Source organism: Williamsia sp. Y712 (genome assembly GCF_059445525.1).
Window position 1 is genome coordinate 897,511 of the sequence record NZ_JCAIUN010000002.1, and the last position, 22,961, is coordinate 920,471.

The 22,961-nt window shown below is 64.9% G+C and carries 11 protein-coding genes; 4 read left to right on the plus strand and 7 right to left on the minus strand.

Annotated features, from left to right (window positions below):
• Nucleotides 1-16 precede the first annotated feature (16 nt).
• The gene (gene acpS / locus AC1D75_RS19025; RefSeq protein ID WP_495516848.1) at nt 17-421 is read right to left on the minus strand and encodes a holo-ACP synthase AcpS; all 405 of its coding nucleotides are present in this window, start codon (nt 419-421) and stop codon (nt 17-19) included.
• Between the two features lie 3 nt (nt 422-424).
• Nucleotides 425-9,646 (minus strand): fatty acid synthase subunit beta domain-containing protein, encoded by a 9,222-nt coding sequence (locus tag AC1D75_RS19030; RefSeq protein ID WP_495516849.1) that lies wholly within the window; start codon nt 9,644-9,646, stop codon nt 425-427.
• A gap of 436 nt (nt 9,647-10,082) precedes the next feature.
• On the opposite strand from AC1D75_RS19030, the gene AC1D75_RS19035 reads away from it, so the two are divergent.
• Together AC1D75_RS19035 and AC1D75_RS19040 are read left to right on the plus strand one after the other, a co-directional pair.
• The gene (locus AC1D75_RS19035) at nt 10,083-10,517 is read left to right on the plus strand and encodes an HIT family protein (RefSeq protein ID WP_495516850.1); all 435 of its coding nucleotides are present in this window, start codon (nt 10,083-10,085) and stop codon (nt 10,515-10,517) included.
• Complete coding sequence (locus AC1D75_RS19040) at nt 10,510-11,280, plus strand: SIR2 family NAD-dependent protein deacylase (RefSeq protein ID WP_495516851.1); 771 nt, start codon at nt 10,510-10,512, stop codon at nt 11,278-11,280. The genes AC1D75_RS19035 and AC1D75_RS19040 overlap by 8 nt, the downstream gene beginning before the upstream one ends.
• On the opposite strand, the gene AC1D75_RS19045 is transcribed toward AC1D75_RS19040, so the two are convergent.
• The 3 genes from AC1D75_RS19045 to AC1D75_RS19055 all read right to left on the minus strand — a co-directional run bounded on the left by AC1D75_RS19045 (nt 11,277) and on the right by AC1D75_RS19055 (nt 17,770).
• On the minus strand, nt 11,277-15,440 hold the full coding sequence (locus AC1D75_RS19045) for a PDDEXK-like endonuclease domain-containing protein (protein ID WP_495516852.1): 4,164 nt from the start codon (nt 15,438-15,440) through the stop codon (nt 11,277-11,279). The two genes, AC1D75_RS19040 and AC1D75_RS19045, sit on opposite strands and share 4 nt — an antisense overlap.
• 100 nt (nt 15,441-15,540) lie before the next feature.
• Nucleotides 15,541-15,876, minus strand: coding sequence for a rhodanese-like domain-containing protein (locus tag AC1D75_RS19050; RefSeq protein WP_495516853.1), 336 nt, complete (start codon nt 15,874-15,876; stop codon nt 15,541-15,543).
• Between the two features lie 154 nt (nt 15,877-16,030).
• A complete protein-coding gene (locus AC1D75_RS19055) occupies nt 16,031-17,770 on the minus strand; it encodes a DEAD/DEAH box helicase (protein ID WP_495516932.1) in 1,740 nt (579 codons plus the stop codon).
• Between the two features lie 222 nt (nt 17,771-17,992).
• On the opposite strand from AC1D75_RS19055, the gene AC1D75_RS19060 reads away from it, so the two are divergent.
• Nucleotides 17,993-19,783: an AMP-dependent synthetase/ligase gene (locus AC1D75_RS19060; RefSeq protein ID WP_495516854.1), complete on the plus strand. Its 1,791-nt coding sequence runs from the start codon at nt 17,993-17,995 to the stop codon at nt 19,781-19,783.
• Nucleotides 19,784-19,879: 96 nt separating this feature from the next.
• Here the strand turns inward: AC1D75_RS19060 and AC1D75_RS19065 are convergent, their stop codons facing one another.
• Entirely contained in the window at nt 19,880-20,821 is a 942-nt protein-coding gene (locus tag AC1D75_RS19065) for a serine hydrolase (protein WP_495516855.1), read from the minus strand.
• A 65-nt stretch (nt 20,822-20,886) separates the two neighbouring features.
• Complete coding sequence (locus AC1D75_RS19070) at nt 20,887-21,198, minus strand: hypothetical protein (protein ID WP_495516933.1); 312 nt, start codon at nt 21,196-21,198, stop codon at nt 20,887-20,889.
• 58 nt (nt 21,199-21,256) lie between these two features.
• Between AC1D75_RS19070 and AC1D75_RS19075 the strand changes: the two genes are divergently transcribed.
• Nucleotides 21,257-22,948 carry a peroxidase family protein gene (locus AC1D75_RS19075; RefSeq protein ID WP_495516856.1) on the plus strand — a complete coding sequence of 564 codons (1,692 nt, stop codon included), beginning with the start codon at nt 21,257-21,259 and terminating at the stop codon, nt 22,946-22,948.
• The last annotated feature ends 13 nt before the right edge of the window (nt 22,949-22,961 follow it).

Here is a 22,961-nt window from a genome sequence, read left to right on the forward strand (position 1 = left end):
TCCGCGAGCGGGTGATTCAGTCTTCTTTCGGGGCCTCTTCGATGATTGCCACAGCTGCTGCCATATCGCCGTCATGGGTCAGCGAGATGTGCACAACGGTGCCTTCCAGATGCCCTGCGATCTCGCCGCCCAGTCTGATCGCAGGCCGGCCCCACGTATCGGTGACAACCTCGATGTCGCCGTGCCGGATCATCGGCAACAACGGCTTTCGCGCGAACCGACTCACCGACCAGGCCTTGATGACGGCTTCCTTTGCCGCCCACCGGGCAGCCAGATGCCTGGCGTCATCGCCGGTGCCGGATGCAGAGTCGCGACGCTCCCCCACCGTGAACCGGTCGGCGAATGTGGTGCCCGGCTGCTGCAGCTGCTCGGCGAAGTCGGGGATCGACACGAGGTCGATCCCCACTCCGATAACCGTCATGACTCAGTAGTGTCCGTCGACCGACAGTCGGGCGTCACCGTCGAGCAGCATCGCCGCTTCCTGGTCACCTTCGTATGCGCTGTCGTCGAACCGCCGGTTCGGCGGCCGCTGGTACGCGGGCTTTCCACCGAACATCGACTCGAGCAGACGCTGCTGGCCCAACCGTGAGCGCTCTGCGGCCGCGGTCCGGTACTGCTCACGCTGAGCCGGATCAAGCGATGCGACAAAGGCTTCCGGATGCACGACGGCGATCAGGCCGGAGACGTGACCGAATCCGAGGCTGGTCAGCAGACCTGCCTTGAGCGCGAACCGGTCACCGAAGTGCAGCGGCTCGGTCGGCCAGACGAGGTGCTTGTACTCCTCCATGGCCTCGTCGACACAGTCCAGGCTGCGGTTCGGCGGGATGACGCCATCGCGCAGCATCTGGCACAGGCCGATCAGCTGGAAGGCAGCGGCACCACCCTTGGCGTGACCGGTCAGCGACTTCTGCGAGACAACGAACAGCGGCGCACCATCGCTGCGGCCGATGGCCGCGGCAAGACGCTCGTGCAGGTTCGCCTCGTTGGGGTCGTTGGCCTTGGTCGAGGTGTCGTGCTTGGAGACCAGCGCCACGTCGTCCGGGCTCACACCCAGTTGGCGCAGCGACCGGGCGAAGCCCGAATCCTTCTGTCCACGAGCCGCACCCAGTGCACCGATACCCGGAGCCGGGATGGACGTGTGGACGCCGTCGCCGAAGCTCTGTGCCCAACCGACGACTCCGAGGACCGGCAGACCCATCTCGGCCGCGACATCGCCGCGGGCGAGCAGGATCGTGCCGCCACCCTGCGACTCCACGAATCCGCCGCGACGACGGTCGTTGGCGCGAGAATAGCGACGCTCGTTGATGCCCTGTGCGGCCATCTTCGACGACTCCGCGGTGGCCGACATGTCACCGAATCCGACGATGCCCTCGATACCGAGGTCGTCAAAGCCGCCTGCCACTGCGAACAGCGCCTTGCCGAGCTTGATCTTGTCGACCCCCTCTTCTACCGAGACGGCGGCGGTGGCACAGGCGGCGACCGGATGGATCATCGCGCCGTAGCTGCCGATGTACGACTGGACCACATGGGCCGCAACAACATTCGGCAGAGCTTCCTGCAGGATGGCGTTGTCTTTGGCCTCACCGGTGAAGGTGTCGAGGTACAGCGACCGCATCGACGTCATACCGCCCATGCCGGTGCCCTGGGTGTTGGCGACCAGACCGGGGTGGACCCAGCGCATCAGTTCCGACGGTTCGAATCCGGAGGCCAGGAAGGCGTCCACGGTGGCGATCAGGTTCCACAGCGCCACGCGGTCGACCGACTCGGTCATGTCCGCGGACACACCCCAGCGGGTGGGGTCGAATCCGGTGGGGATCTGACCGCCGACGGTCCGGCTGAGCTTGAACTTGCGCGGGACGCGGATCTCGGTGCCCGACATGCGGGTGACCTGCCATTCGCCGCTCTCGGCGTCGACCTTGATCTTGGTCTTGTCGGGAGCCGCGGACAGGAACGACCGCGCCTCGGTCTCCGACGCAACCGAGAAGGTCAGGTCGTTGTCGAGGAACACCGACGTCAGCAACGGCGAGGTGTTGTCGATCATGTCGCCGTCATCGACGTACCGACGAATGCCGCAACGTTCCACCACAGCGTCGTGGTAGCGATCCGCGATCTCCGACTCCGCCACGGGATCACCGGATTCGGCGTCGTACCAGCCCGGCTTCGGGGTGGCCTCCCAGACGATCAGGCCGGTACTCCAGGCCAGCTCGAGCACACCGGCGGCCGACAGTTCTTCTGCGACCTCCATCTCGAAGCGGGTCCGGCTGCTGCCGTACGGTCCGAGTTCACCGGCGCCCACGATGACCACGAGGTCTTCGGGGCGGGCGTCGATGTTGCCCCACGCCGGAGTGGTCGACTCGGGTGCGCGAGCCGGTGCCGGCAGTGCCGCCACGGTCGGCTCGTCGTCTTCGGTGTCGTCCTCGGTCGCGGCAGCCGCGTCGGCCTGTGCCTGCGCCAGCGCCTTCATGTCGAGCTTGGCGTCGCCGAGCCCACCGGTCAGGTCGAGCTGCAACGGTTCGGTGCGTGCCTGCGCACGCGCCTCGGGAGTGACGGCCTTGAGCAGCTCGGTGGCCATCTCGGCCGTCGACCACGTCTTGACGCCTGCAGCCTCCACGGCGTCGACGAGTCCGTCGTTGTGGCCCATCAGGCCGGTTCCGGAGACCCAGCCGATCAGGGCGTGAGCCAGGGTGACCTTCGAGTTCCACGAATCCTCGGCGTTCCAACGCTTCACCAGCGCGTCGAGTGCAGCCTTGGATTCGCCGTAAGCACCGTCTCCACCGAACATTCCACGGTTCGGGGAACCGGGCAGCACCACGTGCAGGCGGGCCGCCAGGTGATGATCGGCTGCGATGTCACCGAGACCGGCGATCAACCGCTCGACCGACCACAGCAGCACCTTCATCTCGAGCTCGGCGCGACCACCGGCATCGGTGAGGTCACCGGCAACCCGCGGCGCAGCGAACGGGAACAGCAGCGTCGGCTTGAGGGCCGGCTTCACCACACCTGTTTTGCCACCGAGGTTCTCGGTCTGTTCGCTGCCGATCCACGAAACGAGTTCGTCGACGTCGGTGTACGACGACAGGTTGGCCGGCACCACCCAGAGCGCAGCGTTTCCGCGGGCGCTTCGGCGGTACAGCGACTTGAAGAACGCCAGGCGGCCATCGTCCAGACGCGAGGTCGTCGCGACAACCGTTGCGCCGTCGGCCAGGAGCTGCTCGACGATCGCGGCCGCGATCGAACCCTTGCTGGCGCCGGTGACCACTGCGATGTCGTCGGCGTAGGACGACGGCTGTGGATCCTGTGCGGCATGGGCGATCTGGGCGTACAGGCGCGAGTGCTCCTGATAACCGTTGGCCAGGGCCTTGCCCTGCCACCACGTCGCCTGATGGCACACCGTCTCTCCGGCACCGACGAAGCGTGTAGCGATGTCGTAGAAGTCCTGGTCGAGCACATGCTCGTCTTCGATCCACAACCGTGCCAAATCCTCACGGGAGCTGGCCCAGCGATCGTCGATCAGGATCGCGCGACGCTCGTCGAAAGCCGGTGCCACAACGCGTAGCCAGTCCGAACCGAGTTCGGCGTTGACACGCTCGAGGGCGACGGTGTTGTCCTCGGCAGGCTCGCCTGCCGAAACCTCATCGTCAAGACCGAGCTTCTCCAGGATGGTCCTGGCGGCCGAGGCCAGTGCCCCACTGCGTCCGGTGAACTGTTCTGTCAGCTCGCCGAGGGCAGCAGCGTCGATCGTGCCTCCGCCACCACCGCCACCGGCGGCCGGCTTGGACACCGGAATGCCCTTGATGGCGCCGACCTTCGCGACCGCGGCATCGATCAGCGCATCGACGGCGTCGGTGTTGGCCGGTGCCGTGGAGATCAGGTCACCGAGATCGCCACCGCGCACGCTCACGCCGTCACGGCTTCCGAGTGCGACCGCAACGGTGGTGTGCAGGGCCCAGCCGGGGCCGAGCTGCCAGACCGAGGTGACGCGGTCTTCGATGTACGACGAACGCTTGCCCGCCGGTCCGAAGACCTTACGGATCTGATCGCCCACCGCGTCGGTGAGCACCGATCCCAGCGGCTTGTAGCCACGGGCCAGCGCGTTCACTGTTGTCGACAGTGCCGGCATCTCTGCTTCGGCGGCGCCGTCGATCGCACCCAAACCGAGCTCGCCACCGATGTCGAGGAGCAACTGGTTGCGACGCGAGGAGACACCGTCACACAGCGCCTCGATGGTGTCGGCCGATCCGATCTGATCGACACGGATCTTGGTCCAGAGCGCGATCACCGAGTTCACGGCGTCGGTCGGACCGAACGAGATGTCGTCCGGGCGCGGACCTGAATCAGCCGGAGCCGCAACAGGAGCCGGAGCCGCCGCGACAGGTGCAGCAGCTGCCGGTGCGCCGGTCTCGGCCGGAGCCTGCGCCACGACGTCGTCCTCGTCCTCGTCGATCTCAGGCGCGCTGTCCTTGGACAGGATGACGTCGGAGTCGCGCTCGATGTTGAGCACCTGGACGATCGCCTGCTGGTAGTCGTCGAGCTTGAGGGTGTTGCCTGCCAGGCCGCTCAGCGTCGGTGCGGACTTCACGCCGACCTCGACGAAGCGCTCCACACCGATACCGCCACGCTCGGCGGGGGTGAACAGCAGATCCTGCGTCTCGATCCACCGGACCGGGCTGGCGAACTGCCAGGCCAGCAGCTCGATCAGGATCACCCGGGTCAGGGCACTGGGCTTTGTGGTCCATGAATCCCAGTCGGCCAGAACCTCGTTCAGCGGCTCGGACGGGACCAGGTCGGCGATCTCCTGGACGAAGTCGCGGCCCAGGTTGAACATCCGCGGAACCAGGTTGGGGACATAGCGGCCGACGAGGATGTCGGGGTCGATGTGCTCGGGAAGCAGATCGTCGAGACGGTGCCGGAAGTCGGGCACACCGGCGCGCAGGACCGTCGAGTGGAACGGCACGTCGATGCCGGGGATGACGATGAACGAGCGTTTGCCACCGGTCTTCGCGCGGCGCACCTCGATTTCGGCTTCGAGTGCTTCCAGACCCTTCACGGTGCCGGCGATGGCGTACTGCGAACCGAGCAGGTTGAGGTTGACGACCTCGACAAACTCGCCGCTGCGCTCACCGATCTCGTTGACGAAGGGGATGACGTCGATGTCGGCAAGACCGAACTGGCTGGGCCGGATCGCCGCCATCTGGTAGTCGCTGCGGCCCTTGGCATCTCGCGGTACCAGATGGTGCATCGCCTCGCCGCGCTGGAAGACGACCTCGAGCACGGCCTCGAGCGGGAGAACCCCGGCACAGGCGGCCAGCGCGTTGTACTCCCCGACCGAGTGGCCACAGGTGATCGCGCCCTCGATGAAGCCTCCGGACTCTTTCAGTTCGGCGATCTGAGCAACACCGAGGGTTGCCATCGCAACCTGGGTGAACTGGGTCAGGAACAGGACGCCGTCGGGATGCTGGTAGGTGGTGCCACCTGCCGACAGCGTGGTCGGGTTGTCGCGGACCACGGCCAGGATCGAGAAGCCCAGTGCATCTCGGGTGTGCTTGTCGGCACGGTCCCAGATCTTGCGGGCGGCTTTGGAGCGGGCGCGGGCGTCGAGACCCATGCCCTTGCTCTGGATGCCCTGGCCCGGGAACGCGTAAACGGTCTTCGGCGGCGCCAGCAGTCCGGTGGCCTGCATGACCAGCAGGTCGCCCACCTTGCAGGTGACCTCGATGATGTCGCGGCCGGCGTCCATGCCGACGCGATCAACGCGGATCGTCACCTCGTCGCCGGGACGGACCATGCCCAGGAACCGGGCGGTCCAGCCCTGCAGTGCACGCGGAACCGGGATCGGGTTCTTGGAGTCGGTGGCCGTCGCCACGTGCTGCGCTGCGGCCGAGAGCCACATGCCGTGCACGATCGGGCTACCGAGGCCGGCCATCTTGGCGGCCGAGTCGTTGACGTGGATCGGATTGTGGTCGCCCGAGACCAGCGCAAAGCCGTGCATCCGCGACGGGGTGGCGACCTTGGCCTCGCGCAGCTTCTTCCGGGTCGCGTCACCGGCCTTGGCACTCAGGGCGCCTCCGGCACGATCCGGATCGGACAGCTCTCCGGCACCGGTGCGTCCCCGCACTGCGAACCGCTCGGTCATCTCTGCGATGACGCGCGATCCGTCGGCGATCGACACGGCAACGGTGATCACGCGACCCAGGTCGGTGTCGGTGACATCGGAAAGTGTTGCGGTGACGGTGAACTCGGCCTTGGTACGGGGCAGCTCACCGACGGTGGATGTCGCGTGGTCGAGGTGGACCAGATCGAGCAGGCCCTCGACGACGGGCGCGCCGTCGTCGGTGGTGGCCGCGCCGATCACGCTGAACACGGTCGGCCAGCAGAGCCCGACGAGGGTGTCGGGGTTGGCAAAGCCGCCTGCGCCCTGCGGCAGTGAGGCACTGAGATGTTCGGGCAGCGTGTATGCGGTCACGGCCGCATGGTCGGCGACAGCTTCCGGATCCCAGGTCGCGGTGGTGGTCGCGGTGCGGTCGGCAACCGGGGTCAGCGATCCGCCTGCGGCAACGGTGAGCAGCTGGCGCATCGCACCGGCGGCTGCATCGACGGTCACCTTCGGGGCGCCGCCGTCCAAGATGGAGTTGTCGACGACCATCGGGATCGAGACGATTGCCTTACCGATCGGCACGTTCAGGACAGCACCGTCGTCGGTGCGTTCGAGTACGGCACCGGTGGGCTCGTGCTCACCGCGGTCCGAGGACGGGAACTCCCAGGCATCACGATCACCCAGCAGCGCAATCGGATTGGCGACCAGACGGCCCGACCACTGGACGTTCAGGGCTTCGATGACGCTACCGAGGACTCCGTCGACGTCGACAAGTCCGGCCCGCAGCCGGGCACTGATCGGCTGCGGCTGCTCGCCTGCGCCGACCAGATCGGTGACGACCTGGGCCTCGAAACGGTTGAGCAGGTCTCCGACCGGCTCATTGACCCGGGTGATGCCGGCAACGGCAACGGTGCCCGGGATGATGCACACCTCGTCGGCGCTGTAACGGGGGTCGTGGGCCTGCCACAACGAGTCACTGCGCCACCAGCGGCGGACGTCCTTGTCGACAACCGGCACGAAGTTGACCGGCTTGCCCGGGGTGCGGCACAGCTCGAGAAAGAACACCAGATCGGCGGGATGCAACACATCCGTGCCTGCCGACGGATAGACCGCGATCAGTGCATCGATTGCGGCCCCGGCGTTGTCGGTGGCCGAACTGTGTCCGAAGAGGGTGGTGATCTGGCCGCGATCGGCATCGTTGAGGCGAGCCTCGGCGCGCTGCAACATCTCGATGAAACGCTGACGCCAGGTGATGTCGGCCCAGGTCGCCTCGCCGGTGGCATCGCCAACGGCAAGCTCGACATAGCGTTCGAGCCACTGCTGGTAGGTCATCTGCGCGACGTCACCGAAGTACGGCTTGGCGGTTCGGGACAGCGCCTCGATGATCTCGTCGCGACGCTCGGCGACAGCCTCTTCGTCACCGGCCACGTCGTCGAGCAACCGGCCACAGCGGGAGGCGGCGTTGTCGATCTCGTGGATGTCTGCGCCCAATTGGCTTCGACCGGAGGCCATTCCGGCAGCGGCGTATCCGGCCCCGATCCACTCGTCACACCCCGGGGTGTTGACGAGGAGTTCCTTGACCTGCGGCGAGGTGGTCGCCTCTTTGGTGGCCATGGCGGCGGTGCCAACGAGGATGCCGTCGAGCGGCATCAGCGGGTAGTCGTGCGCGGCAGACCAGGCACCGGTCAGGTACTCGCTGGCGCGCTCGGCGGTGCCGATGCCACCACCGACGCAGATGACGACGTTCGGACGGGCCCGCAGCTCACCGTAGGTGGCCAGCAGCAGCGCGTCGAGGTCTTCCCACGAGTGGTGTCCGCCGGCGCGGCCACCCTCGATCTGCACGATCACCGGGTAATGCGGCACCTCGGCGGCGATCCGGATCACCGAGCGGATCTGGCTGATCGTTCCGGGCTTGAATGCGATGTACGGGATATGCGCATCGGCGAGTTCGGACACGAGGGCGACTGCCTCGTCGAGCTCGGGGATGCCGGCCGTCACGATGACGCCGTCGATCGGGGCACCGTTGGCGCGGGCCTTCTGCACCAGGCGCTTGCCGCCGATCTGCAGCTTCCACAGGTACGGGTCGAGGAACAGGGTGTTGAACTGCGCCTGGCGACCGGGCTCCAGCAGTTCGGTCAGTTTGGCGATGTTCGAGGCGAAGATCGCCTCGGTCACCTGGCCGCCACCGGCGAGCTCGGCCCAGTGACCGGCGTTGGCGGCCGCAGCCACAATCGCGGGGTCGACCGTTGTCGGGGTCATGCCCGCCAACAGCATCGGCGAGCGACCGGTCAGACGGGTGAATGCGGTCTCGACGACCTGTCGGCCGTCGGGCAGCGACACGATCCGGGGACGGTAACTGCTCCACGGGGTCTGGACTTCGGGGATGCCACCGGGTGCGAACAGGTTGCGCTGTCCGCCGCGTTGGCTGACGGAGATCAGGCCGATCCCCTGGCCGCGGACCACGGGGACGCTCAGGCGGGTGGCGACATCTCCGGGGCCGAGGTCCAGGATCCACTTCGCGCCTGCGCTGACCACGTCGTCGAGGGCATCAACCCAGTTGACCTGATCGACCAGGACGGCAGCGGCGAGCCGACGCGCGGCGACCTCGTCGATGTCGCAGGCGGCTGCCCATTCGGCGACCAGGTCGCAGGCGGCTTGCAGGGACGGGTGGTGGAAAGCGATCGACACGGCGAGCGGATCGAAGACCGGCGCGAACGGCGAACCGCCGGTGAGCTTCTTCTTGCGGTCCTGCGCCTCCGCGGCGGCGACTGCCTCACACCGGGTGATGAACGCGGCCAGATGACGCGGCGCGCCGGAGAGCACGACCGAACGGCGGCCGTTGATGATCGAGACGACCGGTGCCGACACGCGGTCGGATTCCTGCAGTCCCTGCGCATAGTCGTCGACCAGCACCTGGATGCGGGCGGGATCGACCTGGGTGACCGAGAGCATCGGACTACCCGCGGCGTCCACGGACAGGCCTCGGCGGCGGGCGATCAGCGCGCCGGCGGCGCCGATGAAGTGTGCAACCGCAAGCAGTGCTCCGTCACCCAGTCCACCGTCGTCGGATGCGGACTTGACGGCTTCTGCGGCGAGCACGCCCTGCGAATGACCGACAGCGGCCACCGGGGGCAATGCGTCGAGGTCGAGTCCCTGCTTGCGGTTCGCGCTGATGGCGGCGAGCTGCGCAAGCAGGATGCCGGGTACCGACACCTGCGCGGCGGCAAGGGCCGAGCCGGCGGGCAAGGTCTCTTCGCTGTTGTGCGCATGCACCCAACTCAGCGGGTGGAAACCATCGGGGCGCACGGCCGAGAGCTGATCGGAGACCGGCTCGATGAGTCGCTGCGCGGCTTCGACGATCTTGGTGGTGCTGCGGTCGAGATCTGCGTCGATCACCAGTTCGGCGAGCACGGGCAGCCACGGACCGCCCTGTCCACCGAAGCTGACCGCGTAGGGCTCACCTTCGCGCAGTCGGTCGATCAACGATCCATCCGGGCGCGGGGCCCAGGATGAGTTCTCTTCTGCTCCTGCGCGAAACTGGTGAATGGTCACGGGGCTCCCTCATAGCTGTTCAATCTTGATGGTTTGCGGGCGTGACACCGCTCATCGTCTTTGGTTGCGCACCTGCGAGCCGTTCCCACCTGTCAGCGACCACTACGCTGTCGATCATGTTGTGCTCCAACATGATCCATCTCCAGAGCCAGGCCTCGACGCCTGGCGTCGTCAGATGCGCATGGAGACCATGTTTACACACAAAAATGAGGCTTTCCTCATGTTTGAAAGTGACCCGCGGGTATACCCGTCGGTAACCTCGCCGGTAGTCCATTGATGAATATCTGTAGGCAGTCGAACTATCGGAAAACGCCAGTTCACACCGCCCGAACGACCGCTCGGCCGGTGCGAATCGGTCCCGTCGAGTTGTTACCAAACCGTGATAATTGAATATGTCACTGATCGCGTCGTTCTCGGCTGCCACTAGGGTGGGCGCATGACGGAGTGCATCTTCTGTGCCATCGCCGACGGTTCATCGCCAGCCCACCTCGTCTACGAAGACGTCGACATCCTCGGATTCCTCGACATCCGACCGGTCCGCCCCGGCCACACCCTGCTGATCCCGAAAAAGCATGCCGCCGACCTCGCCGAGTTGAGCCCTGAACTCGGCGGCAAGCTCTTTGTGGCAGGCCAGACGGTCGCTGCCGCACTGCGGTCCTCGTCCATCGCCGCCGACGGCGTCAACCTCCTGGTCAACGACGGCCGCGCGGCATTCCAATCGGTCTTCCATTCACATCTGCACGTGGTGCCACGTCACCATGGTGACAAGCTGACCCTGGCAAAAGGGTTGTTGACCAGACGTGACCCCGACCTGCCCGCGACCGCCGCGATTCTGCGTGCCCAATTGGAGAGCTCGACCACCGATGACTGAATCCGCACTCGATCCGGCAATCGCAGATCTGGTGGGAGACGCCGGATGGGTGACGGTCTGCTCGGGCGCCGGAATGTCCGCCGAGAGCAAAGTGCCGACCTTCCGCGACGCGCAGACCGGTCTCTGGGAACGCTTCGATCCGACCGAACTGGCCACACCGGAAGCCTGGTCCCGAGACTCCGCGATGGTCTGGGCCTGGTACCAGTGGCGCGCCAAGCTCGTGCGCTCGACAACCCCCAATCAGGGCCATGTGGCGCTGGCGCAGTGGGCCGAGCGCCGCACCGTCTCGGTGATCACCCAGAACGTCGACGACCTACACGAACGCGCCGGTAGCGAGGTCATCGCACATCTTCACGGCAGCCTGTTCGAACCCCGGTGCTCGAACTGCGAGCTGCCCTACTTCGGCATCGACGCCGATCCGGAGATCGCGACCGAGGCACCGCGCGTGGAACCGCCCTCGTGTCCACAATGTCTGTCAGAAGTACGCCCGGGTGTCGTGTGGTTCGGCGAACCACTCCCCTCCGACGCCTGGGGTCGCGCGGCCGACGCCGCGCTCGGCTGCGACCTGTTGATCGTCGTCGGTACATCGGGTCTGGTCTACCCTGCCGCATCACTGCCCGAGCGAGCTCTCGCCGCAGGCATTCCGGTGATCGAGATCAACCCGGAGCCAACACCTTTGAGGTCATCGGTCACCCACTTCATGCAAACCACGGCTGGCGCGGGCCTTCCCGCACTACTCCGGGAGGTCCGGGCTACCGGTTAGTCGCCGCCGGTCAGCGCCACCGGCACCCACGGGTCGTCAACCGGGCCGCCTGCCAGGTCCGGACCCACCGAATTGGGTCGCACACCGCGCTTTTCGAGTTCATCCCAGAGTCCGTCGAGGGCATGTTCCGGATTGAGCAGATACTCCGATTCCCGTACCCGCCAGAACCGCCAACCACACCGCCGGAGTTCACGCTCGCGCTCCATGTCGGCTCGCGCCTGTTCGGGGGTACTGGTGAACTCGTCGCCATCACACTCCACTGCCAGCCGGGCATCGCTGCCGGTGACAACCAGATCGACGACCCGGTTGTTCACCACCACTTTTGGATTCACATAGAATCCGCGGTCGACGAGGTCGACAAAGATCTGCTGCTCGAACAGTGAATCGAAAGGTTCCGTACGTGTGTTCGGGGTGACGCCGGTCGGCATCGGATCGACCAGGGCGCCTTCGGTCTTCTGCATGTAGGTCAGCAGCGAGTACCGCAGATCGTTGTCCTTGAGATCGTCCGGCTGAACCGAATGGACGAGCCACAGCTGTTCCATCGCGCGAGATGCGGCAACATTGATGCGCCGCTGAGATTCACTGCGCCGCAGAGCATTCACGTTGGTGTCAGGGCAGACCACCATCGACAGGAACACCACATGCCGTTCGTCGCCCTGGAAGTCCGGCGGTGTGCCGATCCGGAGGTTGCGGTCCCGCCACACCTGCGGATCGAGCGCTTCCCGCAGCATCTGGGTGAGAAGGTCCACCTGCCGTTGACCTTGCAGTACCACCACACCGAAGGACATCCCGTCGTAGCGGGGATCCTCCATGCATTCGGTCACAACACCGACCAGCGCCGCGGCCTCGTCGGCATTGACCAACGAGGAGTTGGTTCCGGTACTCCTGGCGTTCTCGACGTAGCGGGTACGCAACGGCGGCAACCTGTCGGCACCGAACTGGCGCACCGGGATCAGCGGCGAATCCGGATAGAACTGCCGACTGGAGAACTCGATGATCTCCGGCATCGACCGGAAGTGTTCGCGCAGGCGCACCACGTGACCGAACCTGGTCCGAAGCATCGAGAACAGGCTCGACCGCGGAGTCAGGCTGTCACGCATGTACTGCGGGATGTCGGGCAGGTAGGTGTCGAGCTTGGCAAACACCTCTTCCATACCCGAGCCGCCGAAACCACCCGGTGCACACTGCCGGTCGTCGCCGACGACGATCACCCGCGGTGCCAGCCAGAGCAGGAACAGACTGGAGATGTCGGCCTGGCTGGCCTCGTCGACGATGACCACATCGAATGAGTTCTGTGCGGGCGCAACCGAACTGAGGACCTGCGCGATCGGCATGATCCACGCCGGAACCGCAGTCTGTGCCTGCGCCATCGCGGAGCGTGCTGCCAGCCGGAAGCGCTCGGCGTGTTTACCCGAACCCTTACCGATGTTGGTGATGTGGTCGCGATAGGACTGCAGTGCCTGCACCTGACTGACGGTCATGTGCTCCAGGCACTCCCGCCAAGCGCAGGCCGCAGCCAACCGGGCGGTGAAGTGGGTGATATCCGCCTCGACCTCATCGAGATCCGCTTCCAGGCGGCTCTCTCGGTCGGGGTCGCTACGCTCTTGGGCCCACTGGTAGGCGCGTCGCCACGACCAGGCGGCATCGAGATCTTCGAGACGGTCTTCCCATACGGGATCAGTTGCGGTCTCGACAAGAAGCTTGACAAGGGCAGGCGCCTTCGCCTTCAGCCTCAATTCCAAAAGATCGAGCGCGCCCTGGTTTTCGAGTTCGACGCGGGCGGTGTGCCACGCCCGGCGAGCCTCCAGGACCGCATCGGCGTCCGCTGCCCGCACCGCTGCCAGTAGCGCGTCCCCTTCCGGCGACGGGCCCTTCTCGACCTCGGCCGACAGCGCACGTGCCACGTCATCGAGTTCGCGTCGTGCCAGGACACCGTCGTTGGCGGCAGCGATCGCACCGGCCTGCCGCGCAACCTCTTCGACCTCGTCGATGCTCTTCGGGCGCGGGCCGCCGGGGCTGATTGCATTGAGCTCACGGACCAATTGGTCACGGCCAGTGAGCAACTCGGAGACCCAGCCCAGTTGTCCGTCGAGACGTACCAACCGTCCGAGTTGCACCGATCGGGTGCCGGACGTATCCATCGGCACGCCCACCTCGGACAAGATCGCCTGTACGCGATTGACCGCATCGAGCACGCCGAGATGATCGGCCACCAGACGCAGCGACGCCGCATCCGTCGGTTCACGCCCGTCCACGGTGAAGGTGGCACCGAGATCTTCGACTGCCTTCTGCTCCTGCGCTTTTCGGAAACGTGCCCGCCACTGGCCACCGGACTCGAGGTACTCGGCCGCCTTCTCGTAGAGCACCGCATCGCCGGGCGCGGCACCGTGGCCCTCGACCGTGTGGGTGCCGATCCGGGTGTCACGTTCGGTGGCGTCGTCGATCACCGCAGAGAGTGCGGTGACGCGATTCCACAGGTAGGAGGCCTCACCCGAGAGCAATCGGTCTGCCATCTGCTGCAGATGCGGTGGGAACGTGCGGACTTCGCGCACGGCGGCGCCGAGTCGATCACACCTTGCCTTCACACGCAGCAACCGGGCACTGTCGACATCGGCCAGGATCGCGAGCAGCGAACCGCTGCCGACCATCTGCTCGGTGGGTCGATTGCGCACCCGGTTACAGATCGACTCGAGTTCCATCGTTCCGGGCAGGACCAGGTCGAGGTCGGGTAGATGCTGGCCGATCCGGCTCGCCCACTGCTCGGTGCGACGACCCAGTAGCTCGAGCAACCGATCGAACTCTTCACGCTCCAGCGGCGGCAACGGGCTGTGCAGCGGTCCCGGTAACCAATCATGTTGTGCGGCAACATCATTGCACTGCCGGACGATGCCGGCGGCGGTACCGCTGTAGCCGGCCGCGACCCACTCGTGCTTTTCGGTCTCGGACTCGCGCAGCTGCCAGATGTCCCGCAGGATCTGTTCCCGCTTGGACCGGGCCTGGTCACGCTTGGACCGCAGGTTCTTGATCTCGCTGGTCGCCACCCGCGACTGGAAGCTGCCCTTGCGATTGGCGATGGCTTCCACGCTGTCGATCAGCGATTGTGAACCGTCTTTGGTGACGTCGGTGATCGACACCGCCAACTGCTGTACTTCGACGGGCAGTTTGTCACGCAGTACGTGCAGGGCCTGCGCCTTTTCGGAGACGACCAGTACCCGCTGTCCTTTGGCCAGCAGCGCGGTCATCAAATTGGCGATCGTGTGGGTCTTCCCGGTTCCGGGCGGACCCTCGACCACCACGCCGCTGTCGAGACCGAGCTGGGCCAGGATGTCGCGCTGCTCGACGTTGGACGGCAACGGATAGAGCGCATCCTCGATGAGTTCTTCAGCCGACATCGCGCCACTGTCACGCAGACGTCGAACACGCTCCTCTGCCTCGACCGGTTCGACCAGCTGGGCCAGACCGATCGGGATCTCGTTCGACTCGTCGCGCAGAGCCGCGATCATCGACTCGTAGTAGTCGAGCAAGGGGGCGAAGCCACGTCGTCGGAGTACCAGCGCGGGCTCCAGGTCGACCTGGACCGACGCCGGGTCATCGGCAACCGCACGGCGCCATTTGGTGAAGAACTTCTCGATCGAGTCCGCAACCGGTGAGCGCGTGGTGGCCAGCTGGCCGGACAGTTCGGCCGAGACAGTCAGATCGAAACCGTCGAAACCGGTCAGCAGATGGCCGGCGTGCAGTTCAGGTTGCGAGCCTCCGGCGAGCTTGACGGTGATGATGCCCGCGGTGTGGTCATGGACGGCGACAACGGGCTGGGTCACGAGATGCTCGCGGACCAGAAGCGGGTCGCCATACGTCAACAGCCCCGAGGCGAGCACCAGTTCCAGTGACTCAGGACGCTCGGCCAAGTCGTCGACCGCCTGCGCGAGGAGGTCATACGCGGTGTTCTGCGCTGGATTGTCGCGCGAGAGCTCGGTGATCACCTGGCCCACGGCAGCGTCACGGTTGATCGAGATGTCATAGCCGTCGCCGAGCCACACCACGCCGGCGTGCTCGCTCACGTCACGGATCACCGACGATTTTGCGCGGATCAGTTCATGCAAGAACTGCAACAACCGCAGGACCCTGCCACGCCGGTCGTCGCCGGACACCGAATCGGTCATCACGTCCTCGAGTTAAGCCTCAGGTTGACACTATTTATCACCCTGAACGCTACCCGCTGAAGCGTCTCGGTTCACACCGCGTGTCTGTTACGGCCTGTCGTCACTTGTGGCTGATGGCACCGCGCAACGCGCGGTACCCGCCGACAACATAATGCACGTTCGTGTACCCCAGGGCTGCGATCTTTTCGGCGATCCGGGAAGCTTGTGACTTCACCGACACCACATCGATTTCGGTGTCGAATCCGTCGATCACCGGGATCCGGCGACTCGAACCCGGGTCGAAGGCATCCTCCAACTCACCGGGCTCGACCACGACGGCCCCGGGCAAACTACCCTGATGCCGCACTACTTGTGGTCGCATATCGACCACGATCGCTGTCCCGCGATCCCGATGCTCGGCTGCATCAGCTGCCGAGATCGGATCCGCTGTCGCCACTGAACCCATACTGTTCCTATTGCTATCGAGAGATGTACATGTGCCACTGGTGAGATCGTGTCACCAGACTGCATTGTTACGAGAAGATCTCATTTTGTCGAATACTTCCCCAACACGGACATGTTTTCCAGCGATAGGACCAGGTCCCTGTGAACTACCTGGGGCCGCGGCCGGCAACTTTCTGCGTTCCGCGCCGATCGCGACTGAACGACTTGTTGCCGTAGCTCTTCGAACCGCCACCCTGCGAGCGACCGCCGCGGGGCGAACCCTCGTCCTTCTTGATGCCGATGGGAACACCGGCGATCCGAGTGCTGCGCAGCCGCGACAGCGTGTCGCGATCGAGATTGCGAGGCAGCTCGACCAGGGAGTGGTCGGCGCGGATGCTGATGTGACCGAAATCGCCACGGGACAGGCCGCCCTCGTTGGCGATTGCACCCACGATTGCACCCGGGGTGACGTTGTGCTGCCTGCCGACGGCCAGTCGGTAGGTCGCAAAATCGCCGTCGCCGTGTCCGGAACGCTCAGTACGTTCCTTGCGATCGCGGTCTTTGCGCTCGCTCGCCGGCGGGTCAGGTGACAGCAGGAATCCGCCATCACGCGTTTCGAGTGCCAGCGCAGCCGCGATGTCAGCCATCGTGACGTCGTTCTCGCTCGCGTAATTCTCGATCAGCTTGCGGAACAGGTCGAGGTTGTCCGATCCGAGGTTCGCGGTGATCGACTCACCGAACTTCGCCACGCGCTGCGCGTTGACGTCGTCGACGCTCGGCAGACCGATTTCTTCCAGCGGCTGACGAGTGGCCTTCTCGATGGCGCGGAGCAGGTGACGCTCGCGCGGCGAGACGAAGAGCAGCGCGTTACCCGAACGACCGGCGCGGCCGGTACGACCGATCCGGTGCACGTACGCCTCGGTGTCGTGCGGGATGTCGTAGTTGAGGACGTGCGAGATCCGCTCGACATCGAGCCCACGGGCCGCGACGTCGGTGGCAACCAGGATGTCGACCTGACCGTTCTTGAGCTGTGCGATCGTCCGCTCGCGCTGCGCCTGGGCGATGTCACCGTTGATCGCTGCTGCCGAGAAACCGCGCGAACGCAGGCGTTCGGCGAGATCCTCGGTGGCCTGCTTGGTACGGACGAACACGATCATCGCGTCGAATGTCTCGACCTCGAGCACACGGGTCAGCGCGTCCATCTTGCGCTGGTGAGAGACCTGCAGATAGCGCTGCGTGATGTTCGACGCAGTCGCGGTCTTGGCCTTCATCGTGATCTCGACGGGGTTCTTCAAGTATTTCTGCGACAACCGCCCAATGGTCTTCGGCATGGTGGCCGAGAACAGTGCCACCTGCTTGCTGTCGGGGGTGTCGCGCAGGATGCGCTCGACGTCCTCGGCAAAGCCCATGTTGAGCATTTCGTCCGCCTCGTCGAGGACGAGGTAGTCGAGCTCGGAGATGTCGAGGGTGCCCTTGTCGAGGTGATCGATCACGCGACCGGGCGTACCCACGACGATCTGGGCTCCGCGGCGCAGACCGGACAGCTGCACGGTGTAGCTCTGGCCGCCGTAGATCGGCAGCACCTTCACTCCGGGGAGGTGCACCGAGTAACGGCCGAAGGCCTCGGCGACCTGCAACGCCAGTTCACGCGTCGGCGCAAGGATCAGCGCCTTGGGCTTGCGACCGTTCGGATCGATACCCGAGAGAATCGGCACTGCAAAGGCAGCGGTCTTACCCGTGCCGGTCTGTGCAAGACCCACCACATCCCGACCCTCGAGGAGCGGCGGAATGGTCGCTGCCTGGATCGGCGATGGGGTTTCATAACCCACATCCGTAAGCGCCTGCAACACGCGGGGATCCATCCCGAGGTCTGCGAAGGTCACGGTTTCTTCATTTTCGGCGGCCATATCACTCGTGGGGGCCGCACCAATACTGTCTGTCATCGCTTTCCACTGTAGCCGTGATCAGCTTGAATCCGTTATTCGTGAGTCGCGTGGTGAGGATGCGACACACTTACACCGTCAGCCCCCTACTCGCGAGTAATAAGAAAAGGTAACGTGGCCCACAGCTACGGGTGTCCGAATTGGTCGGTCACCCCTGTCCGCCATTCGTTTCCACTGGAGGCAAACGTGCAAGAGATCACCGTCCCCTCGGACTTTGTTGTTCCGGAGAAGGCGTCCATCGTCGATTCGATGCTGAAGCACCGCGCCGAGTCACCCACGAAAACACTGTTCAAGCGCCGCGCGACGGATGGTTCCTGGTACGACGTCACCACCAAAGAGTTCGCCGATCTGGTCGACAAGGTCGCGAAGGGCTTCATCGCATCGGGTATCGGCCCGGGTGACCGCGTCTCCATCCTCTCGGCGACCCGCTACGAGTGGACCGTCATCGACTACGCCGTCTGGCGGGCAGGCGGCGTCACCGTCGCGATCTACGAGACCTCGTCACCCTCGCAGGTCCAGTACATCGTCGAGAACTCCGGAACTTCGGTGCTGGTTCTCGAGAATGCCGACCAGAAGGCGCAACACTCCCCTGTACTCGCCGACGCCACCGAACTCAAAGAGACACTCGTCATCGACGAAGGTGGCATCGACGAGCTCGTGAAGCGCGGCGAGACGATCGACGACGACGAACTCGAGCAGCGCCACGCCAACACCCTGGCGTCCGACGTCGCGACTCTGGTCTACACCTCCGGGACCACCGGCAAGCCCAAGGGTGTGGCGCTGACCCACGCCAACTTCATCCATGAATGCCACGCGGTCCGGGTGACCCTCGGCGACCTGATGTCCGAGGGCAGCTCCACGCTGCTATTCCTCCCGTTGGCCCACATCTTCGCGCGGGTCATCTCGGTGGCATCGATCGTGCACCTCGTGCAACTCGGCCACACCACGGTGTCTCCCACGCTGATGGACGACCTGGCCGCCTTCAAACCGAGTTACTTGCTGTCGGTCCCCCGCGTCTTCGAAAAGGTCTACAACGGGGCAAAGCAAAAGGCCGAGGACGGCGGCAAAGGCAAGATCTTCGCCGCGGCCACCGACACCGCCGTCGAGTACTCGAAGGCACTGGACACCGGCGGTCCCGGCCTGGTCCTCAAGGTCAAGCACAAGCTGTTCGACGTGTTGGTCTACTCGAAACTGCGCGACGCACTCGGCGGTAATTGCGATAGCGCGGTCTCCGGCGGTGCCGCGCTTGGCGCGCGCCTCGGCCACTTCTTCCGCGGTATCGGCGTGCCGATCTACGAGGGCTACGGCCTCAGTGAGACCACCGCAGCCGTCACCGTCAATGCCGAAGGCGCACAACGCATCGGAACCGTCGGACGCCCCGTCCATGGTCAGTCGGTTGCGATCGCCGACGACGGCGAGGTCTTGCTCAAGGGACCGGTGGTCTTCGGGGGTTACTGGAAGAACGAGCAGGCCACCAAAGAGGCCATCAAGGACGGCTGGTTCCACACCGGCGACATCGGCACACTCGACGATGGCTACCTGTCGATCACGGGACGCAAGAAGGAGCTGATCGTCACCGCGGGCGGCAAGAACGTCTCGCCTGCCCAGATGGAAGATGCCGTCCGCGCCCATCCGCTGGTCAGTCAGGCGCTCGTGGTCGGCGACAACAAGCCGTTCATCGCCGCCCTGATCACCCTGGATCCGGAGGCACTGCCCGGCTGGCTCGAACGCCACGACCTCCCGGCAGATATGCAGATCTCAGATCTGTTGGAGCACAAGGAAATTCATGCCGACGTCGACGAAGCCATCGCCGCGGCGAACGCCCTGGTGTCCAAGGCCGAGGCGATCAAGAAGTACCGGGTCATCGAGACCGACTTCACCATCGAGTCGGGCGAACTGACGCCGACCCTCAAGCTCAAGCGCAACGTGATCCACGATTCGCACACCGCCGCCATCGAGGGCCTCTACACGAAGTAGGGCAGTCCGAGCGTCAACTGAGCAAACAAGAGGGAGACCATCCACCCGGGTGGTCTCCCTTTTTGCATGGCCATTTGTCGACCGATCGCCATCGCATCAGCGAGGCGCCACCGTCGTCGAAGTCACCACACGACGGGGGTCGGCAGTGCCGAGTACGTCGTTGACAGCGGACGCCACCGTCGTCAGTCGGTCGCGCGCCGGTTGCCAATCCTGTTCGTACTGTTGACGACTGAGCAGGACAACCACAAAGCGCCCGTTGCCATCGACCAGGCCCGCACTGTGCAGGTAGCCGGTCTGGCCCCAGCAACACATCCAGCCCTGTTTGGCGACCGCCACGCCGTCGGGCCTCGCGGCGAGCAGACCGAAGTATTGGGCAAAACCGTCCGTCGCAAATGGAGGTGCTGCGGCAAGCGCATCGAGGATCAGATCCCGGTCGGATGCGGGCATGGCCAGCACGTGACCGTAGATGCGCGCGATGTCTGCCGCGGTCACCGTCATCTCCCCCCAGTCCGAGGAGTCGACCGGTGCAATCGTCCCGGTCAACCCGAGGCGCGGGCCCAACCGATCGACCGCACCTTGCCCGTCGAGACGGGCCCAGAGCTCGCTCATCGCGACATCGTCGCTGGGCCCGAGCACTCGCCGGATCAGATCGAGGTCGGGTCCACTCACCATCAAGCCCTCATCCCGCCGGCGATCGATGATGTCCACCACCACAACCAATTTCGAGAGCGACGCCGACAGCATGGGCGGGTCGCCGGGACCGCCCGGGGCCAGCGCACCGGTCGTCGTGTCGAGGATCGCTGCCTCCAATTCGATCCCACCGGCGGTCCCAGCCGCAGCCTCGGCAGCTGCGCTCACCAGGCGCTCACTCGACGACCGCGACGGTGTCCGAGCCTCGATGGAATCCACGGTCGCATTGCCTGCCCCGCAGAACAAAGCGCCGACGGACGCCGTCAGCAAGACTTGAACAGCGATCAACCAGACCGCAACGGCAGCTCGTGCAGACCGCCGGCCGGGGGCCGCCAGGTTCGCAGACATGGTCCTTCCAGGGTCCGCCTCTATGCCGACTCCCGCCACTTCGCGGATCAACCACACGCGGCGGGCTACCTAGGTCCGGGCTCCGCAACCGGCCGCAATGCCCAGCCCGGTACCCAGTGCGTCACCTTCTCCTCGCGGCCGCGCGCCGGGATCGTGTAGGTGACCTTGCCGAACCATTCACCCCACTCGGTCATCCCCCACTCGGTCAGCACTCCCACCGTTTTTCGACGAAACTGCAACCCCTCGGGGTGATAGATGCCCGAGTGGTGCGGCTGGTAGGCGTAGAGGGTCACGAGATCGATCGACACGGCGACATGGCCGACTCGGACGAACGCCGAACCACGCGGTTGTCCACCGTCACCGCCTATATCTGCCACCTTCACAGTTCGATCATACGTTCGAATCTCTGTTACTCTCAACCACGGCAGGGCGGCGATGCCTGCAGACGTCACAGCGGATGCAGAGACGCCGCCCGCCATTTCATCTCTGCCCGATGAGGCACGACAACCGGCCGGTGATCGCGGTATCAAAGACGAAAGCTCCGGCAACGTCGCCCTTTTCCGTGCACCGTCAACCAAGCAGGTCACCATGACACACGAATCGACATCCTCGTACGAAGCCGTCTCACCGCGTTCCCGTCTGTACCAGGGCCCATATGGTCGACTCTTCGGCGATCTTGCACCGTGGCGTCCCACCGGCGAAGACGGGAAACCCATCTCCGACAGCGCGGAACTCGAGGCCTTCTGCCTGGAGTTCGCAAACAAACACATGATCGAGGCGGCCCCCAACGGGATCCCGACGCCACCCCATGAAGTCGACGAACCGGCGATGAACACGGAGTTCAAGTCCGTGATCCCGGCCGGCTACACCTACTTCGGCCAGTTCATCGACCACGACATCACGTTCGACCCGGCATCGAGCCTGCAGCGGGTGAACGACCCCAACAAGCTCGCGAACTTCCGGACACCGCGCCTTGATCTCGACAACCTGTACGGCCGCGGGCCGGACGACCAGCCCTACCTGTACGACACCGACCAGCCCGACCCGGCCAAGCGAAAGTTCCTGGTCGGCGACATACCCTCGACCAGCCTTCATGATCTACCCCGAAACTCCAAGGGACGCGCACTGATCGGCGATCCGCGCAACGACGAGAACAGCATCGTCAGTCAGCTGCATCTCGCATTTCTGTTGGCTCACAACACGTTGGTCGACCGCGCAATCGCACAGGACATCCCCGATGCGTTCACGGCGGCCCGAACAACACTGCGCTGGCTCTATCAGTGGGTTGTGTGGCACGACTTCGTCAAACGGATCACCGACCATGCGATCCAGGACAAAGCACTCGTCCCACCGGTGGCGGGAACCATCCCCGCGGCGTGGACCCGCGGCCTCAAAGAGGTGTACGACTGGCATGATCAGCCGTACATGCCAGTCGAATTCTCCGGGGCGGCATACCGATTCGGCCATTCGATGGTCCGGTCAAAATACAATACGAACTTGAAGCGCGGAGTCGGCGACGACGACCTTGTGCCGATCTTCGACAATTCCGGAACGCAACAACCGCCCGATCACCTTTTCGGTTTCGGACCGGTGAGCCACGAAAACGCCATCCAATGGGACTGGTTCTTGCCGATGGCAACATCGAGGGTTCCGAGGTTTCCCCAGCGCGCACATCGAATCGACACGAAACTCGCGAATGCGCTTGCGTTTCTCCATGAAGGCAAGCCCGGAGACCCCAACAACGTTCTGGCATCGCGCAATCTTCTGCGAGGGCTTCAGCTGGAACTCCCCAGTGGTGTCGACGTGGCAAAGAAGCTCGGCATCACACCGATCAGGATCGAACCCGAGGAACCGGGTTCACTCTGGTTCTACATCCTCAAGGAAGCCGAACTCGGCGGTGGCGAACACCTCGGCGCAGTCGGCTCCACCATCGTCGCGGCAGTGTTCGCCGGACTGCTCGACGGTGACCCGCAGTCGTGGATCAATGTCCAACCGACGTGGACACCGGATACCGATCCGCTGCTCAACCCAGGCGAAGACAACATCGACTCACCGGGTTCATGGGAGCTCAGTTCGATCATCCACATTTCGGGTGTCCCCACAGCCGCCGGTGGCGACTTCGCCTAGCCGGCTGCAGATA

What these genes read in the sequence shown, in the direction of transcription:
- AC1D75_RS19040 (WP_495516851.1), top strand. Translation starts at nt 10,510, where the DNA reads ATGACTGAATCCGCACTCGATCCGGCAATCGCAGATCTGGTGGGAGAC.
- AC1D75_RS19045 (WP_495516852.1), bottom strand. Translation starts at nt 15,440, where the DNA reads ATGACCGATTCGGTGTCCGGCGACGACCGGCGTGGCAGGGTCCTGCGG.
- acpS (WP_495516848.1), bottom strand. Translation starts at nt 421, where the DNA reads ATGACGGTTATCGGAGTGGGGATCGACCTCGTGTCGATCCCCGACTTC.
- AC1D75_RS19075 (WP_495516856.1), top strand. Translation starts at nt 21,257, where the DNA reads ATGCCTGCAGACGTCACAGCGGATGCAGAGACGCCGCCCGCCATTTCA.
- AC1D75_RS19055 (WP_495516932.1), bottom strand. Translation starts at nt 17,770, where the DNA reads ATGGCCGCCGAAAATGAAGAAACCGTGACCTTCGCAGACCTCGGGATG.
- AC1D75_RS19035 (WP_495516850.1), top strand. Translation starts at nt 10,083, where the DNA reads ATGACGGAGTGCATCTTCTGTGCCATCGCCGACGGTTCATCGCCAGCC.
- AC1D75_RS19065 (WP_495516855.1), bottom strand. Translation starts at nt 20,821, where the DNA reads ATGTCTGCGAACCTGGCGGCCCCCGGCCGGCGGTCTGCACGAGCTGCC.